Below are 16,199 nucleotides of genomic sequence, written 5' to 3'. Positions count from 1 at the left end.
TGTAAGGCTTCTTGGCCTCCAGACCGAACCCGGTCGCCCGGTGCCGGCGCAGCTGCTCGACCTCCTTGAACGAACCCGCGTCCAGCAGCAGCTCGATCCGCTCCCGGGCCGTCAGCTTCCCCTTGGCATGCTGCGCCTCGGTCGCCCGCTCGCTCGGTCCGCGCCGCGCCTGCTCGCGCAGGGCCAGCAGTTCGGCCACCCGGCCTCGGGCGTCGGTCGGCTCGCCCTGGGTTTCGTCCACAACGGTCATGCATCGACCCTACGAACCCCGACCCAGAAATGGCGCCGTCGACTCCGTACAGTCTCCTGCCCGGTTTCGTGGTGGGAGTGAACAGAACCATGCCGCCGCGCACGCGATCCACCAGCGAAACGCCGACTCCGGTTGTGGAGACTCCACAAGTGAAGGGTGTGCGGTGGGCCACACGCCCCTGAGGGGGCCCGAAGGCCCCCTCAGTATGGCGCAGCGCGGTCCCCCGACGTCCGCCGCGCCCCGGGAAACTGTCCGGCAGGCGGTCAACCTCCGCAGTGGAAGCGGGCGTTGCCCCAGTCGGCGTGGTCGTTTCCGTTACCGTCGCCGCCGTCCTGGACGACCAGCTCGACGTACTTCGCGCCGGTGACGTCGGCGGTGAGCTCCCAGGCGGGGTCGGCCGCCCCCAGTACGGGCGACGCCACCTTCTCCGTACCGTCGGCGGTGACCGAGAAGCGCACGCTCCCCCGGGTCGTCTGGACGTCGTCCACGCCCACCTCGGCGGTGAAGGAGGTGCACTTCCCGCCCAGGTAGTAGCGGATCTTCGCCGGGGCGTGCGTGCCCAGGCCCTTGTCGTAGGCGATGCCGCCGATCTTCAGCGGTCCGCCGTCCCCGGCCCCGGCCTCCCCGTTGGACCGGTCGCGCTCGACGGGTCCCCAGCCGTTCTGCGAGGCGGTCCAGTCCAGGTCACTGGCCCAGCCGTCCTTCGTGGGCGGCGGCGGGAGCGTACGGACGGTGGTTCCCGCGCCGAGCGTGCGACCGGCTCCCTCGACGGCGTACGTGGCCTTCGCCTCCAGCGCGTACGTGTCGTAGGGGGCGTCCACCGGCGGGGTGACCCGCCAGCTGCCGGTGACCTTCGCGCCCGGGGCGACCGAGTCGAAGGCGACCGGGGCCGCCGGCTCGGCCTGCCAGCCCTCGGGCACGGTCAGCGCGAGCTTCACACCGGTGGCGGCGCTCGCCTCGTCGTTGCCGAAGGTCGCCTTCACGGTGTTCGGGACGCCGGGCTCCAGGGTCTCGGCGTCGGCGGCCACGCCGAGGGTGCCGCAGACGGCCTCCTCGCCCGCCGGGGCGGGGCCGAGGTCGGTGACGGTGAAGCCGTCGAGCACGAAGTCCGCGCCCTCGGGTGCTCCGGGCAGCTTGCGCAGCCCGGTCCAGGTGTCGCCGCAGCCCGCGGTGAGGGTGCGGCTGAACTGTCCCGTGGTGCGCTGCTGCCCGATCGGGGTGGCCCGCGTCTCGGTCGAGGCGCCCTTGCCGTCCGCGACCCGGTCGTAGCCCTCGACCCAGCTGTAGGCCCCGGCGTGGCTGGACTGGTAGGCGAACTCGACCTTGTACCGGTGGCCGTCCTTCATCGGGACGGTCCAGGGGGCGGTGCGGTAGACGAGCCCGGTGTTCTCCTCGTGGGACTTCAGGGACTCCTTGCCCCCGAGCACGTCGTCGATGAGCTTCCCGTTCCAGCCTGACCGGGTGTACGGCGCGTTCAGCTGGGAGATGTGGGTGCGGGGGTCGGTCGAGCCGCCCGCGTCGCCCTTGAGGAAGGGGCCCCAGCCCTGGTCGACGGCCTCGAAGTCCTCGTACGCCACGGTGCCGGTGCGGGTCGCCGGGGCGTTCTCGACGATCCGTACGTCATCCGCGCGGACCTTCACCGCGGAGCCCGCGGCCGCCTCGATGCGCAGGGTGGTGCGGCCGTTCGCGGGGGCGGTGAAGTTCACCTTGGCGCGCTGGAAGGAGGTGCCGTGCCAGTCGGAGGCGGCGACGTAGTCCTTCGCCGTGGACCGCTCGACGGCGACCGACGTCCCGCCGGCGCTGAGGGTGGTGCGGCGGCTCTTGCCGGGCTCGACCTCGATCAGGGCGGAGGCCGTGTAGCGCTTGCCGGGCTTGAGTCCGCGGACGGTCTGGGAGAGCGCGGTGGTGGAGGTCCCCGAGAGCTCGGCGCTGTTGCGGCCCTGGTCGTCGGTGTCGCGGACGGCCGTGCCGGTCTTCGTCCAGCCCTTCAGGTCCCGGTCGTTGAAGCCCGGGTCGGTGACCCCGGACCCCTTGCCCCAGTCGGCGGAGGTCTCCTTCGGCGCCCGGTCGGGGTAGAGGACGTACGCCTGTCCGGCGGTGGCGGTCAGCGTGATCCTCCCGCCCGAGGGACGGACGGTGGAGACCTTCTCACGGCCGTTGTCGGTCAGCTCGTAGAGCGTGTACGCGCCCTTTCCGGGCACCTCCCAGGTGCTGGTCCCGCCGGTCTCGCTGTAGTGGTAGAGCTTCCTGCCGCTGTCCCACGGGAGCAGGTAGTCGGTGCCGCTGAGCACCTTGCGGCCCTGGTCGTAGAAGGTCCTCCTGCCGTCCTCGACCGTGCCGCGCACCCCGCCGGTGAAGGTGATGTCGTTGCCGTCCCAGCGGGTGATCCTCTGCTGCTGGAGGTACTTGGCGGGGAGGTTCTTCTGCCAGATGTTGGCGGTGAAGGCGTTCCAGTCGGTCTCGCCGGTCCAGCCCTCGAAGTCCTCCAGGGCACTCTGGCCGAGGACCGGGTGGTTGTTCCAGATGTCCTTCTCGCCGTTGCGGATGAACCGGATGATCTGCGAGTTGAGGCCCTTGTTGGTGGCCCCGCCGTAGTTGAGGTCGTTGGCCCAGTGCGACCAGAGCGAGGCGCGCTCGAACTTGTCGGCCCACTCGGTGCCGACGGTCCAGCCCTGCTTCTGCACGGCCTGGATGGTCTTGTCGGCGATCCAGCCGTGGCTGTAGTAGACGTCGATGTAGAGGAAGTCGAGGTTCTTGTCGGTCTCGTCGCGCAGCTGCTGGAAGCGCTCGGCCAGGTCGCCGCTGTTGATGTCGCGGCGCTGGTCGATGTAGTAGCTCTGGTTGAGCCAGTTCCAGCCGGGCTTGGTCTTGTCGACGAGCTGCTCGGAGAAGGCCTTGGCCTCGGGGTAGGACTCGGTGGCGTTGACGTGGACGCCGAAGTCGGCACCCCACTTCCCGCCTTCCTTCAGCAGCGTGTTGAGGTCCTTCAAGCCCCCGGCCCGCTTGTTGTAGTTGCCGCCGTAGTCCGGGTGGGCGGAGTCGTGGCCCTCGGAGCCGTACCCCTTGAGGACGGCGAGCTGACCGAGGCCGTCGGTGGCCTTCGAGATCCGCTTGACGTCGTCCAGGGTGCGCAGGAAGGGATGGGTGGCCTGGCTGGCGAAGTTGAACGGGATGTGGGTGACGACCCGCTTCGCGGTGTCCTCGCTGCCGGGCGCGGTGACGCCGATGGAGCGGAAGGCGATGGCCCCGTCCTGCCAGTCGACGGCCTTGTCCCCGTTGGCGTCCGGGGTGACGACGACCTTGGCCCAGGGCAGGTTCTCACCGCTCTCGGGCTTGGGCGCGCCCTCGCCCCGGTAGGTCCACTGGCCGGACCAGACGCCGACCCGGACGCCGCCGTCGTCCTCGGTGCGCGCCTGGTGCCAGAAGCGGGCGTCGTCGCCGCCGATGGCGCCGGAGGGCTTGTCGTACGAGGAGTTGGACTCGATCGCCGCGGCGAGAGACCCGGTGTTGAGGATCGCGTAACTGGCCCCGACGGGCGCGGAGTCGGGCTTCGTCTCCCCGGTGACCTTCGCGAAGACGTCGGCGGTGCGGGTGGAGTCCGGGTCGAGCTTCGTGAACGCGGTGGCGGCGCCGGACTCGGCGGACCCGACGGAGACCAGGTCGTGCCCCGGGATGTCGATGGTCCCGACCCGGAAGGCGGACGTGTCGCGGACGGCGGTCACCTTGAACGTGGTGGCCCGCCCGGACACGGTGAGCGAGGCGTCGATCTCCACGCCCGGCAGGGAGTCGAAGAGGAGGGTGTAACGGGCGGCGGAGCCCGTGACCTTCGGCGCGCCCTTGAGCTTCACCGGGTGGGCGGTCCCGTTGAGGGTGACGGCGGTGACCGGCCGGGTGGAGCCGAGCAGCTGCTCGCCGCTCGCCCGGTCGGTGTACGACAGGACGCGCGGGAAGTCGTCGGCGACGGCGACGGCGAGCCGGTCGGACCGGATGACGGCGGACCCGTCGGCCTTGGCCTCTCCGGCCGGCGTGGTGGGGGGCGAGGGGGCGGCGGCTGCGGCGGGGAGGGCGGCCCCCACGAGCGCCAGGACGGCTGCGGAGGCCGCGGCGACCAGGCCGGGGCGAGGGAATCTTGGCGACATGGCCCCTGAGTAGTCGTCGTGTCCGGACACCGTCAACGAACTTCGAGCCAGGGGGCCGACTCCGTCCAACAACCCCGATGCGTTAGTCCAAGTCGGGTCTGCGCGGTCCGGCACGCGGTCTCGTTCACCTCTTGGCCGGGAATGCCCCTCTCCGGTCACGGTTCGCACCCGCTCGGTTCCGGCAAGTACCGCTTCGGGGCGTCGAGTTGTGAAGACTCGGAATTTTTGAGAGCGCTCTCAGTCACAAGTATTGACGCTCGTGCCGGGCCTCGCGAGAGTGGTGCGCACCCCGCAGGCACCCCCACGGTTCCTGACCCTCCCCGCGCCACCCCCCACCCCCGCCTGCGGCCCCCCACCACCTCGGGAGTCCCCTCGTGATTTCACGCCGAATGTTCCTGACCGGCGCCGCCGCCTCGGCCGCGGCGCTCACGTACCCCGCCTGGGGCACCGCGCTGAGCCCCCGCGCGTCGGCGGCCCCCGCGACCTGCGAAATCGCCCTGGAGAACAAGTCGTTGCCGGGCACGGTGCACGCGTATGTGACCGGCCATGAGCTGGGCACCGACCGCTGGGTGCTGCTGAAGCCGGACGGCGGCGTCTACCGCCCCGACTCCCCCGGCGCGCCGCAGACCCCGCTGCCCGTCGACTGCGCCATCCCGCTCAAGGGCGCGGGCGCGGGGCCGGTCGTGCTGACCCTGCCGCAGATGTACGGGGCGCGGGTCTACTTCGTCCGCGACGACAAGCTGGACTTCTTCCTCAACCCGGGCCCGTCCCTGGTGGAGCCGGCCTTCGCGACGCCGACGGACCCGAACTACGGGCGGACCTGGGCGTTCGCCGAGTTCACCTTCAACACCGAGCAGCTGTACTCCAACATCAGCTACGTGGACCTGATCACCGCGCTGCCGATCGGCATCACGCTGGAGGGGGACGCCACCCATGTCGTGGCCCCGCACCCGGAGGGCGCGGTGGAGCGGATCGCGGAGGATCTCGCCGCCCAGGCGGCCGCCGACGGTCAGCCCTGGGACAAGCTGATCACGCGGGGCGACGACGGCAAGGTGCTGCGGGTCGTCTCGCCGCAGAACATCATGGCCCCGTACTTCGACCGGCCGGACGAGATGCCGTTCCGGGGCCTGTTCGAGGCGCAGATCGACGAGGTCTGGGAGAAGTACCGCTCCGAGGACCTGCGCATCGACCTCCAGGGCGGCCGGGGCACGCTCGCGGGCCGGGTGAGCGGCGACGTCCTCACCTTCGAGGGCGGCCACACCTTCACCAAGCCGCAGACGAAGGACATCTTCACCTGCAACCACGGGCCGTTCACCAACAACCCGGACGACTCCGACGACAAGAAGGCGATCCTGGCCCGGCTGGCCGCGGGGTTCAACCGCTCGATCATGCTGAGCCACCCGAGCCAGCCGAACGGCACGTCCACGGGGGACTACTACAGGACCGCGGTCACCAACCACTGGTCCCGGGTGGTCCACGCGAACAGCCCGATCGGTTACGCGTTCCCGTACGACGACGTACGCCCGGACGGTGAGCCGGACGTCTCGGGCGCGGCGCACGACGGGAACCCGCGCCGCTTCACGGTGAGCGTGGGCTCCTGACGCCTGCCCGGCAGGTCTGCGTGTGCCCCCGCCCCCTGGAATTCGCCCGTCCGGCGGGGGCACACGCATGTCCGCCCTCGGGCCGGTCGCGAGCAGAGAACCGATACCTCATCAATTGACACGATGTGCGGTGTTCTTGACTTCGTCCCACCACCCCGGGACGGTGCCGTATGCGAATGAACCGACTCCCCGGCCGACTCCCCCTCCGGCTGCTCACGGCCGTCGCCGCCGGACTCCTGCTGACCGCCGCGGCCCCGGCGCACGCGGACCCGGCCCCGCCGCCGTCACCCGCCCCGCAGGCCTCCGGCGCACACGGTCTGCGCGCGTTCCAGCAGAGCTACGGCCTGCCCCCGACCGGCCGGGTGGACATCACCACCGCGCACCTGCTCAAGACCGCCCCGGACAGCGAGCTGCGGACGTACTTCGCCGCCCCGTCGGACCTCGGCCCTAAGCAGCTCGCCCACGCCAGGACGGTCATCGGCGTCGGCAAGGGGGCGGAGCTCTCCGAGAAGGCCCAGGTCATCGCCCTGATGACGGCGATGCAGGAGTCGAAGTTCGTCAACTACACGTCGCCGGTCGACCATGACTCGCTCGGCGTCTTCCAGCAGCGCCCCAGCATGGGCTGGGGCACGCCCGCGCAGATCACGCACGTACCGACCGCGTCCAAGTCCTTCTACGGACTGCCCTCGCCCAGCGCCAATCCGGGGCTGCTCCAGATCGACGACTGGGAGTCGATGGAGCCGGGCGATGTATGCCAGGCGGTCCAGCGGTCGGCGTATCCGGACCGGTACGCGCAGTGGGAGGACTTCGCCCGGGACCTGCTGGAGCAGGAGGGCCCGGACGCCGAGCCGATCCCGTAGACCCTGAGGAGCGGGGGCCGCCCCTGCGCGCGACGGCCCCCTCGGCGTCCGGCTCTCAGCAGCCGCCGCAGTTGTAGTACGTGACGTCCCAGTGGTTGCCCTCGTCCGCGTAGATGTTGCCGGAACCGGACTGGTACTGGCGGGCGCCGTCACCGCGGGTGCCGATGTAGGTGAAGGTGCCGGTGACGTAGTTGTTCACGCAGGTGCTCTTGGCGAAGTCGAGTTTGTAGCCGTTCCAGTGGGAGTACGTGCCGCCGGCGTGCCCGGTCTCCGTGCCGCCGGTGATCCTGAGCGCGCAGCCGGTGGCGCTCTTGAGGGTCTGCGCGCCCTGGGCGCTGGTCAGGTTGAGCTGGTCGAACGACGTGCAGGTGGGGTTGTTCCGGTTGGAGCAGCCACCGGAGGACGACCAGGTGATCCCGGACGAGCTGAACCGGGAGGTCGCCTGCGCGTGGGTCAGCTTGGTCACGGCGTGCGCCTCGGTGGCGCCGCTGCCGAGAGCGCCGATCCCGGGCACGAAGAGCGCGCCGAGGACGAGGGCGAGGGCGGTGAGGGCGGAGCGGAGTCGTGGACGGGTCACCATGGGGGGATTCCTCCTGCTCATGACAAATCAGCGGGCGCACGGACACGGGTGTGCGCACCGGGGGCAGAGAGATAGTGCCCGAGTTCTACGCGCGTCGCCAGAGGGCGGAGGCACCCCTGGGCACCCCCGCACCCACCCGCGCCACACCCGCACAGGCCGAAAGGTTGAACTTTGAACAAGATGGAGTTACAGTCAATCTCGTTGAAGGTTAAACAACCTCCATACACCACGTCCCCCGAGGAGGAGCCATGGCTCTGTTCAACCGCAAGTCGACCGCCACCGCCCCGACCGCCGTCGCCGAGGCCCCCGCGGTGGACCCGGCGCTCGCCGCCCTGACCGGCACGTACACCCTGGACCCGGCGCACAGCAGCATCGGCTTCACAGTGCGCCACGCGATGGTCACCAACGTGCGCGGCTCCTTCGGCGAGCACGAGGGCACCCTGGTGCTGGACGGCACGGACCCGGCGAACTCCTCCGCCTCCATCGACGTGAAGATCGCCAGCATCGACACCGGCATCGCCGACCGCGACGGCCACCTGGTCAGCGGCGACTTCTTCGACGCCGAGAAGTTCCCGCTCATGACGTTCCGCTCGACCAAGGCCGAGCAGCTGGGCGGCGAGGCGTACCGGATCACCGGCGACCTCACCATCAAGGACGTCACGCGCCCGCTCTCCATCGACCTGGAGTTCAACGGCTCCGCCACCGACGTCTACGGCAACGAGCGCGTCGGCTTCGAGGGCAGCACCGACATCCTGCGCTCCGACTGGGGCCTGACCTGGAACGCGGCACTGGAGACCGGTGGCGTGATGGTCAGCGACAAGGTGAAGCTGACCTTCGACATCTCGGCGATCAAGGCCGCCCCGGCAGCCTGACCCCCTCCCCGCACACGCGCAGCGCCCCGCACCCGGATCTCCGGGGACGGGGCGCTGCGCGTGTGTGTACGGGCTGCCGACTACTTCGCGACCTTCTCCGCGAAGAGCGGGACGACCTTCTCCAGCGCGTACGAGACGGACAGGATCGAGTCCGTCGCGAACGCCTGCGAGATGCCCTTGTCGTCGAAGACGATGGCGTTGCCCGCCTTCACCGACGGGACGGCCTTGTACAGCGGGTCGTCGCTGATGTCCGTGGCCGGGATGCTGATCGGGGTCATGACCGTCAGATCCGCGTCGAGCAGGTCCAGGTTCTCCTTGGAGACGGACACGGAGAAGCCCTCGCCGGCCTGGGCCTCGGCCTTCGGGTTGTTCTTGAAGCCGAGCCGCTCGACGAAGTCGATGCGCCCGGTGCCACCGACGTAGACGCCGAAGCCCTCGGACGTCCGCGAGCCGACCGTGATGGTCTTGTCCTTGAACTCGGGGTGGGCCTTCGCGGCGGCCTCGAACTTCTTCTCCGTCTCCGCGATCAGCTCCTCGCCCTTCTCCGGTACGCCCATGGCGGCGGCGATCATCGTGGTCTGCTGCTCCCACGAGATCTTGTACTGGTCGCCGCCCTTCGGCACGCCCACGGTCGGGGCGATCTTCTTCAGGGTGTCGTAGCGGGTCTGGTCGCCGCTGGACTTGGTGTCCAGGATCAGATCGGGCTGGAGGGAGGCGATCTTCTCGAACTCCGGCTCCAGCGTGCCGATGAGCTCGGGCTTCTTGTCGTACATGCCCTTGGCCCACGGGCCGACGCCCTCGCCTCCGAACGGCAGCCAGTCGCTGGCCCCGACCGGCTGGCCGCCGAGCGCGAGCACGGTCTCGGCGTCGCCCCAGCCGAGCGCGACGATGCGCTGGGGCTGCTTGTCGACGGTGACCTCGCCGAACTTCGTCGCCACCTTGGCGGGGAAGGCGCCTTCGGACGCGCCGCCGGAGGCGGAGGAGGACGCGGAGCTGTCGGAGTCGTCCGACGAGCCACAGGCCGAGAGGCCGACGAGCAGGGCGGCGACGGCGCCGGCCACCAGGACGGGGGTGCGGCGGGCGCGCCGGGCGCGGGGAGCGGAAGCGTTCATGCCCTTTAGGTTAGCCTCACCTAATGACAACGGTGCCATCGGGTTGACCCGAGTGTTCCGCTCCCCTGTACGCCCGGGTGTCCGCCCCGTACGCCCGAGTGCCTGCTCTCCCGTACGTACGAGGCTCAGGCGGCCGGGTCCTTGATGTGGTGGCGGCCCAGCGGCACGACCATCGGGGTGGCCGACGCCGGGTCCTCGATCACCGAGCAGCGCATCCCGAAGACCTCGCCCACCAGCTCCGCCGTCACGATGTCGACCGGCCGGCCCTCCGCGACGATGCGCCCCGCCTTCATCGCGATCATGTGGTCGGCGTACCGGCAGGCCAGGTTCAGGTCGTGCAGCACGGCCACCATGGTGACGCCCCGCTCGCGGTTGAGGTCGGTGAGCAGGTCGAGGACGTCGAGCTGGTGGCTGGCGTCGAGGAAGGTCGTCGGTTCGTCGAGCAGCAGGATGTCCGTGCGCTGGGCGAGCGCCATCGCGATCCACACCCGCTGGCGCTGGCCGCCGGACAGCTCGTCCACCGACCGGTCGGCGAGCTCCAGGACATCGGTCGACAGCAGCGCCTGCGCGACCGCCCGGTCGTCCTCGGCGCTCCAGCGGCGGAACCAGCCCTGGTGCGGGTAGCGGCCGCGCCCGACCAGGTCGGAGACGGTGATGCCCTCCGGGGCGGTGGGGCTCTGCGGCAGGATGCCGAGCACGGAGGCGACCTCCTTGGTCGGCATCTCCTGGATGGACCGGCCGTCCAGGAGCACCGCACCCGCGGAGGGGGCCAGCAGCCGGGCCATCGCCCGCAACAGGGTCGACTTGCCGCAGGCGTTGGGGCCGACGATGACCGTGATCTTCCCGGGCGGCACGGCCACGCTCAGGCCGGGGACGATCTCGCGTTCGCCGTAGCCGAGCCGGACGTCCCGGGCTTCCAGAGTGTGTTCGGCCACGACAGGGCCACGCCTTTCTTCGTCGTCTTCTCGGTACATCGCCATGTCCTGGGGCTTCTCGTCCCGGGGCCTCTCGTCCCGGAGCCTCTCGTCCCGGAGCCTCTCGTCCTGGGGCTTCTCGTCCTGGGACTTCTCCATGTCAGCCCCCGCTGCCGACACGGTTGGCGCGGGCCAGGAGCAGCAGCAGATACGGGGCCCCGATGATGCTGGTGACCACGCCCACCGGCAGCTGCACCGGGAGCAGGTGCTGCGCCGCGAAGTCCGCGACCAGGACGATCAGCGCCCCGGTCAGGGCGGCCTGTGGCAGCGCCGCGCCCCGGCCCGGCACCAGTCGGCGGGCGATCGGGGCGGCGACGAACGCCACGAACCCGACGGGCCCGGCGGCAGCGGTCGCGACCCCGGCGAGCGCGGTCGCGCAGGCCAGCAGCGCGAGCCGGCCGCTCTCGACCTTCGCGCCGAGCCCGGCAGCCGCGTCGTCCCCGAGCTGGAGGGGGCGCAGCGCGTGGGCGGCGAGAACGGTCAGCGGTACGAGCAGGCCGAGGGCGATGAGAAGCGGCCACACCTGGTTCCAGGAGCGGCCGTTGAGGCTGCCCGCGAGCCAGCGGAACGCCTCCTGCGCGTCGGTGACCTCGGAGCGGGCCATCACGTACCAGACGATGCTGGAGAGCCCCATGCCGACGCCGATGCCGACGAGGACGAGGCGTTGTCCGGCGATGCCCTGTCGCCAGGCGAGCAGATAGATGGCGGCTCCGGCGACCAGGGAGCCGGTGAGGGCGCTCGCGGACAGGGCGAGTCCGCTGACCTGGAAGAGCAGGGCGGCGGTGACGGCGACCGCGCTGGCCCCGGAGCTGATGCCGATGAGGTCGGGGCTGGCGAGGGGGTTGCGCAGCACGGTCTGGAAGACGGCTCCGGAGAGTCCGAACGCGACGCCGACGAGGATCGCGAGGAGGGCGCGGGGCAGCCGCAGTTCCAGCACGACGAACTGCGATCCGCCGTCGCCGCCGCCGAACAGGGTGGCGACGACCTTGCCGATCGGCATCACCATGTCGCCGAAGCTGAGCGAGAGCCCGAACACGACGAGGGTGGCGGCCAGCAGTCCGGCCCCGACGAGGACGGAGCGGCGCAGGCCCCGGCCGCGTACGGCGGAGACCTGGCGAACGGCGTCGGCGAGGCGCTCGTCGTCCGCGTGCGTGGCGCTCTTGGTGACGACGGGTGCCCGGCTCACAGTTCCACCAGCTTCCTGCGCCGGACCAGCCAGATGAAGGGGATGCAGCCGATCGCGGCCGTGATGACGCCGACCTGCACCTCGCCGGGGCGGGCGATCACCCGGCCGACGATGTCGGCGACGAGCAGCATGACCGGGGCGAGCACCATGCTGTACGGGAGCACCCAGCGGTAGTCGGGCCCGGTGATGAGGCGGGCGGCATGCGGTACGGCGAGCCCGACGAAGCCGATGGGCCCGGCGACGACGGTGGCCGCGCCGCAGAGGATCACCACGGCGAGGGCGGAGACCATCCGGATCGCCCCGACGCGCTGGCCGAGACCACGCGCCAGGTCGTCGCCGAGGGAGAGGGCGTTGAGCTGCGGGCCGAGCGCCAGGGCGAGGACGGTGCCGACCAGGATGAACGGCGAGACCTGCCAGAGCACCTCGGAGCTGCGGGCGGTCAGCGCACCGAGCTGCCAGAACCGGAACTGGTCGTAGCTGCCCCGGTCCTGGAGCAGGATCGCGCTGGTGACCGAGGAGAGAACGGCGGCGGTCGCGGCCCCGGCGAGCGCCAGCTTGACCGGCGTCGCGCCTTCCCGCCCGAGCGAGCCGACCCCGTACACGAGGAGGGCGGCGAGCAGCGCGCCGAGGAAGCCGAACCAGATGAACTGGGTGGCGTGGGTGAACCCGAGCAGGGTGATCGAGCAGACGACGGCCACGGAGGCTCCGGCGTTGACGCCGAGGAGCTGGGGGTCGGCGAGGGGGTTACGGGCGACGCCCTGCATCACCGTGCCCGCGAGGCCGAGCGCCGCACCGGCGAGCAGCCCGGCGACGGTGCGCGGGATGCGGACCTCCTGGACGATGAGCTGGCCCTTGACGGAGACGTCCGGGTCGAGCACCCCGTCGACGACATCGCGGAAGGGCACATCGCCCGAGCCGATGGCGAGACTGGCGACGGTGGTGAGGAACAGCACGGCGAGGGCGGCGAGCAGCCCGAGGGCGAGCACGGGCCGGCTGCGCTTGCGCCGCGCCTCCTTGCCGCCGCCGGCCGACGTCTCCCTCCCCTTCTCCAGGAAGGTCGAGCCGCTCACGACCCGGCCGCCGGGGCAGCCGGAATGCGGTGGTGCACTGTTGTTCGTTCCTCACGCTTGTTCGGCGGCGCCGGGGAGCGCCCCTGGGCACGGGAGACGCCCTCGTCACCGGTCCACCCGGGCAGGGAACAGCCGGTCCACCGGGCAGAGGACATGACCGCCACCGAGCAGGGGACATGACCGGTCCACCCCGGACGGGCAACCAAAGGGGGCCCAAAGTAAGGTCACCCTAACAGCGCTTGCCCGCACGGCGCGCTGCCGCACCCCACGAGCTCCGGAGCACCGCCTTGTCGTACACCGCCGACCCCACCGCCCCCGCCACCGATCCGCTGGCCGGGGCCGTGCCTCTGGGCTCGGCGGACGAACTGCGCGAGCTCCTGGGCACCCCGCACCCGATCGTCATCGACAAGGTCCACGACCGGCTCACCGACGACGACCTGGCGCTGCTGGCCCGCTCGCCGTTCTGCACCTTGGCCACGTCGGACGCGGACGGCAACTGCGACGCGACCCCGCGCGGCGACACCCCCGGCTTCACCCATGTCCTGGACCGGGGCACGATCGCGCTGCCCGACCGCCCGGGCAACCGCCGCGCGGACAGCTTCCACAACATCCTGTCGAACCCGCGCGTGGGCCTGCTCTACCTGATACCGGGCGCGATGGACGTCCTGCGCGTCAACGGCCGCGCCCGCATCCTCACGGACGCCCCGTTCTTCGACGCGATGACCCTGAAGGGCCAGCGCCCGAAGCTGGCGCTGGTCGTCGACATCGACGAGATCTTCCGCCACTGCCCGGCGTCGCTGAAGCGGTCGGGGGTGTGGGCGCCGGAGACGTGGGCGGGGGCGGAGGGCCACATCACCGGAGAGTGAGTACCGCTGCCGCGACCAGGCCGGTGACAACGAGCCAGGTGAGGGAACGGAGCGCCACACCCCACCCGCCCATGCGTGGAGGAAGGTCCCCGTTCTTCGCAGGGGCCCGGCGCAGGGAGAACGGCTCCGACCAGAGATGGGCCAGGAATCCCGAGCCGAGCAGAAGCGACGCCGACAGCCAGTGCCCCGGGCTGGGCGCGCGCGTTCTCCTGCGTCCGACCATGGCGACCACACAGACCGCGAGAACCGCCAGGGTCGCCCACTTGAGCCATGCCACCGCGATGAACCGCCAGTACAGAACCGGCACGACGAGCGAAACTCCGCCCAGCCCCGCCAGCGGGTCCCTCATATCGAAATCCACCGCCCCGGCGTGAGTACCGAGGCGCTGCCGGAGGATGTCCACGTACGCGTCGGAGCTGCTCCGCGCCTCGGGAAGAGAGGAAAAGCGGTGAAGGTACGCTTTCTCCCCCAAGTAGCCGGTCGTCCACCGCACCTGAACCTCGCTCGGGGACAGGTAGATGACATGGACCGACGAGACCCGTTCCTCCCGGATGTCGTGCAGGAGCTCCGTCGGACCGGAATCCTTGGGGAAGACGTTGGACGCCCCGCTCAGCACTCCCGCCAGCACGAGCAGCATCGCGGAGAGGCGCAGGGCGCGACTCCACACCGGGCTCAGCACGTTGATCACCTGATGAACCTGATCGCACGCCCCCATGAAGGCCTCCGGGATCCCCGAGCCTTTCTCGCCATTCGTGCACATGCCGCAGAGAAGTCAGCTAAATATCGAGGGCCACAGAGGGTCCGTCAAGCGTGATCCAAATCACCATCGCCACGCATGGCATCAGCAAAGACGGGCGACTTCGACCGATGAGTAACGGTCGGAGCGCCATGAGAAAGCAGGCCGATCGGTTGCACCATTCGGCAACTCGCCGCGAAACGAGCTGACTTGATGCGCTCACGCCCGCTGGGGTCATTTCGTGGCGAGTCAGCATCCATCGCGCCGAATTCCTGAAGGTAAACACCGGGCGACTGCGCGGCCGTCACACCGGCCGCCGGGCCCATTCGTCCGGCGGGAGCAGGTCCCAGGAATCGCGTCCCAGCCATTCGCCGAAGGTCGCGGGGCGGCCGCCGCCCGCGTGGTCCAGGGACAGCGGGACGATCAGGTCGCAGGTGGCCCGGCCGTCCCACCACACAGTGCCGGCCAGCGGGCCGGTGAGGGCCAGCAGGGTGGCGAAGCCGCAGCCGTGCTCCTTGAGGACGATCGCCCCGGCGGTCTTCCGGTCCTCGAACTCACCCGCCTCGTCGTCCCAGGCGGTCCAGGCCCAGGAGAACGCTTCCTCGTCGTCCGGATAGTCCTCGGCCCGGGGTTCGCGTCGCAGGAGCGCGTCGTCGGCCTCGTCGTAGGAGTCGGGGTGCGGGAAGGGCAGTGCCAGCAGGTCGCGTCGCGCGCGGCTGTTGTCCGCCCACCACCAGACGCCCCCGGTCCTCTCCAGCCGGGCGACCGCCGGACCACCGGCGCTCACCTCCAGCAGGTAACGGCGGTACTCCTGGGGGAAGGTGACTCCGAGCTGGGCCTCCGCCTCGGCCGTCTCCGCCTCGGTGAGCGGCGGTGGCCCGGCCGGCCGCTGTACGGAATCCCGGGTGAGGCGGGCGCGTACCGCCTCCAGCAGCCGGATCACGTCCACGTCCGGGTGGAGAGCACCAGCAGGTAGCCGTCCGGGTCCCGGAGTGTGACGCCCCAGGTGTCCCAGTACGGATTGTGCGCGGGCACCCGGGTGCCGCCGTGCTGTTCGAGCCGCTTCACCAAGGCGTCCGGGATCTCCTCGCCGAGGTAGACCACGAGCAAGTCCTCGGGCGTCGGGCTCGGTTCGACCGGGGCCGACGGGTCGTGGACGAGTTCCAGGTGCCAGGCGGCGTCGGGCCAGCCGACCATGAGCAGCGAGTGGTGGCCGGGGGTGCCGTCGGCGTCGTGGCGGTACTGGACGCCGAGGCCGAGCCCCGCGACCCAGAAGCGTTCCGCCGCGGCGAGGTCGCGGGACGGGCGGGCGATACGCACGTGGGCCGTGGCGTCTGCCGGCATCGGGGAACCTCCTGGTGGGGTGCGGGTCCATCGGTCGTGGAAGACCGCTCGTCCCCGGACCTTACGGAGCGCGGTCTCGCCTACGCATCGGGCGGTCGCCCTACGACTCCGGCCGTAGATCGCGGTCTCGCCCGGGCGGCCGACCCGTCGGCGGGAGGCGTGCACCCTCCCCGTACGCGCCGGTGGTCACCTCCCCGCACGCTCACCCGAATGCCGCGTCCCCTCGGCCCGGCCCTGTCGTTGTCGGGATGTGACAGCTGAAGTCTCGCAGAGGAATGTGCCGACCCCATGACTGAAGAAACCATCCTGCTCAGGGACTTCCTCGCCACGATAAACCGTCTGCAGGCGGAGTTCGAACGGCGACTCGACGGCATCGAACGTGACGCCCCGCCGGGCCCGCCACCGCACAATGACTCCCGTGCGATAGCGGACCCCTGGCAGCCCTGGGGCAGTCACGACCTGGGCCGACCCCTCGGACTGGAGGCCATCTGGGCCGATGCCCGCCGGTCGCCGGTGGCGCGAGCGAACGGATCCGGAGCGCACCCCCGGGCGGAGAAAGCATTCTTCACCGCGTACCCCGACTGACCCGCCCTGGCCGGCCGGGCTCCG

The 16,199-nt window shown here is 70.9% G+C and carries 15 protein-coding genes; 5 read left to right on the top strand and 10 right to left on the bottom strand.

Features of this window, described 5'->3' with window-relative positions:
• The coding region (locus IE140_RS34890) for a carboxyl transferase domain-containing protein (RefSeq protein WP_280118053.1) at positions 1 to 250 on the bottom strand (250 nt) is incomplete at its 3' end.
• A gap of 263 nt (positions 251 to 513) precedes the next feature.
• The gene (locus IE140_RS34885) at positions 514 to 4,389 is read right to left on the bottom strand and encodes an endo-alpha-N-acetylgalactosaminidase family protein (protein WP_189461035.1); all 3,876 of its coding nucleotides are present in this window, start codon (positions 4,387 to 4,389) and stop codon (positions 514 to 516) included.
• 389 nt (positions 4,390 to 4,778) lie between these two features.
• On the opposite strand from IE140_RS34885, the gene IE140_RS34880 reads away from it, so the two are divergent.
• Positions 4,779 to 5,990 carry a glycoside hydrolase family 64 protein gene (locus IE140_RS34880; RefSeq protein ID WP_189461037.1) on the top strand — a complete coding sequence of 404 codons (1,212 nt, stop codon included), beginning with the start codon at positions 4,779 to 4,781 and terminating at the stop codon, positions 5,988 to 5,990.
• A 176-nt stretch (positions 5,991 to 6,166) separates the two neighbouring features.
• A complete protein-coding gene (locus IE140_RS34875) occupies positions 6,167 to 6,850 on the top strand; it encodes a peptidoglycan-binding domain-containing protein (RefSeq protein ID WP_150193744.1) in 684 nt (227 codons plus the stop codon).
• Positions 6,851 to 6,905: 55 nt separating this feature from the next.
• Here the strand turns inward: IE140_RS34875 and IE140_RS34870 are convergent, their stop codons facing one another.
• Positions 6,906 to 7,430, bottom strand: coding sequence for a hypothetical protein (locus tag IE140_RS34870; RefSeq protein ID WP_088572828.1), 525 nt, complete (start codon positions 7,428 to 7,430; stop codon positions 6,906 to 6,908).
• A gap of 248 nt (positions 7,431 to 7,678) precedes the next feature.
• On the opposite strand from IE140_RS34870, the gene IE140_RS34865 reads away from it, so the two are divergent.
• Positions 7,679 to 8,302, top strand: coding sequence for a YceI family protein (locus tag IE140_RS34865; RefSeq protein WP_150193743.1), 624 nt, complete (start codon positions 7,679 to 7,681; stop codon positions 8,300 to 8,302).
• An 80-nt stretch (positions 8,303 to 8,382) separates the two neighbouring features.
• On the opposite strand, the gene IE140_RS34860 is transcribed toward IE140_RS34865, so the two are convergent.
• The 4 genes from IE140_RS34860 to IE140_RS34845 form a co-directional block, all read right to left on the bottom strand.
• A complete protein-coding gene (locus tag IE140_RS34860) occupies positions 8,383 to 9,414 on the bottom strand; it encodes an iron-siderophore ABC transporter substrate-binding protein (protein ID WP_150193742.1) in 1,032 nt (343 codons plus the stop codon).
• Positions 9,415 to 9,539: 125 nt separating this feature from the next.
• Complete coding sequence (locus IE140_RS34855) at positions 9,540 to 10,394, bottom strand: ABC transporter ATP-binding protein (protein WP_150193748.1); 855 nt, start codon at positions 10,392 to 10,394, stop codon at positions 9,540 to 9,542.
• A 94-nt stretch (positions 10,395 to 10,488) separates the two neighbouring features.
• Positions 10,489 to 11,574, bottom strand: a complete 1,086-nt coding sequence (locus IE140_RS34850) for a FecCD family ABC transporter permease (RefSeq protein WP_150193741.1) — start codon at positions 11,572 to 11,574, stop codon at positions 10,489 to 10,491.
• Positions 11,571 to 12,644, bottom strand: coding sequence for a FecCD family ABC transporter permease (locus IE140_RS34845; protein ID WP_109180237.1), 1,074 nt, complete (start codon positions 12,642 to 12,644; stop codon positions 11,571 to 11,573). The genes IE140_RS34850 and IE140_RS34845 overlap by 4 nt, the downstream gene beginning before the upstream one ends.
• Before the next feature lie 287 nt (positions 12,645 to 12,931).
• On the opposite strand from IE140_RS34845, the gene IE140_RS34840 reads away from it, so the two are divergent.
• Positions 12,932 to 13,510 (top strand): MSMEG_1061 family FMN-dependent PPOX-type flavoprotein, encoded by a 579-nt coding sequence (locus IE140_RS34840; RefSeq protein WP_150193740.1) that lies wholly within the window; start codon positions 12,932 to 12,934, stop codon positions 13,508 to 13,510.
• Here IE140_RS34840 and IE140_RS34835 read toward each other — a convergent pair.
• The 3 genes from IE140_RS34835 to IE140_RS34825 all read right to left on the bottom strand — a co-directional run bounded on the left by IE140_RS34835 (position 13,497) and on the right by IE140_RS34825 (position 15,590).
• Positions 13,497 to 14,198 carry a hypothetical protein gene (locus tag IE140_RS34835; RefSeq protein WP_150193739.1) on the bottom strand — a complete coding sequence of 234 codons (702 nt, stop codon included), beginning with the start codon at positions 14,196 to 14,198 and terminating at the stop codon, positions 13,497 to 13,499. The two genes, IE140_RS34840 and IE140_RS34835, sit on opposite strands and share 14 nt — an antisense overlap.
• A 352-nt stretch (positions 14,199 to 14,550) precedes the next feature.
• Complete coding sequence (locus IE140_RS34830) at positions 14,551 to 15,195, bottom strand: SMI1/KNR4 family protein (RefSeq protein ID WP_229827056.1); 645 nt, start codon at positions 15,193 to 15,195, stop codon at positions 14,551 to 14,553.
• Positions 15,186 to 15,590 carry a VOC family protein gene (locus IE140_RS34825; protein ID WP_150193738.1) on the bottom strand — a complete coding sequence of 135 codons (405 nt, stop codon included), beginning with the start codon at positions 15,588 to 15,590 and terminating at the stop codon, positions 15,186 to 15,188. The genes IE140_RS34830 and IE140_RS34825 overlap by 10 nt, the downstream gene beginning before the upstream one ends.
• A 288-nt stretch (positions 15,591 to 15,878) precedes the next feature.
• Here IE140_RS34825 and IE140_RS34820 point away from each other — a divergent pair, with 288 nt between their 5' ends.
• Positions 15,879 to 16,175 carry a hypothetical protein gene (locus IE140_RS34820; protein ID WP_150193737.1) on the top strand — a complete coding sequence of 99 codons (297 nt, stop codon included), beginning with the start codon at positions 15,879 to 15,881 and terminating at the stop codon, positions 16,173 to 16,175.
• The last annotated feature ends 24 nt before the right edge of the window (positions 16,176 to 16,199 follow it).

Origin of the sequence: Streptomyces parvus (genome assembly GCF_014648875.1) — a bacterium.
GTDB classification, from domain to species: domain Bacteria; phylum Actinomycetota; class Actinomycetes; order Streptomycetales; family Streptomycetaceae; genus Streptomyces; species Streptomyces parvus.
The sequence above is the reverse complement of the archived record's forward strand: the minus strand, read 5'-3'. Positions and strand labels throughout refer to the sequence as shown.

Bases quoted from the DNA above. Each gene is read 5' to 3' on its own strand.
- IE140_RS34885 (WP_189461035.1), bottom strand. From the start codon at position 4,389: ATGTCGCCAAGATTCCCTCGCCCCGGCCTGGTCGCCGCGGCCTCCGCA.
- IE140_RS34880 (WP_189461037.1), top strand. From the start codon at position 4,779: ATGTTCCTGACCGGCGCCGCCGCCTCGGCCGCGGCGCTCACGTACCCC.
- IE140_RS34875 (WP_150193744.1), top strand. From the start codon at position 6,167: ATGAACCGACTCCCCGGCCGACTCCCCCTCCGGCTGCTCACGGCCGTC.
- IE140_RS34870 (WP_088572828.1), bottom strand. From the start codon at position 7,430: ATGGTGACCCGTCCACGACTCCGCTCCGCCCTCACCGCCCTCGCCCTC.
- IE140_RS34865 (WP_150193743.1), top strand. From the start codon at position 7,679: ATGGCTCTGTTCAACCGCAAGTCGACCGCCACCGCCCCGACCGCCGTC.
- IE140_RS34860 (WP_150193742.1), bottom strand. From the start codon at position 9,414: ATGAACGCTTCCGCTCCCCGCGCCCGGCGCGCCCGCCGCACCCCCGTC.
- IE140_RS34855 (WP_150193748.1), bottom strand. From the start codon at position 10,394: ATGGCGATGTACCGAGAAGACGACGAAGAAAGGCGTGGCCCTGTCGTG.
- IE140_RS34825 (WP_150193738.1), bottom strand. From the start codon at position 15,590: ATGCCGGCAGACGCCACGGCCCACGTGCGTATCGCCCGCCCGTCCCGC.
- IE140_RS34820 (WP_150193737.1), top strand. From the start codon at position 15,879: ATGACTGAAGAAACCATCCTGCTCAGGGACTTCCTCGCCACGATAAAC.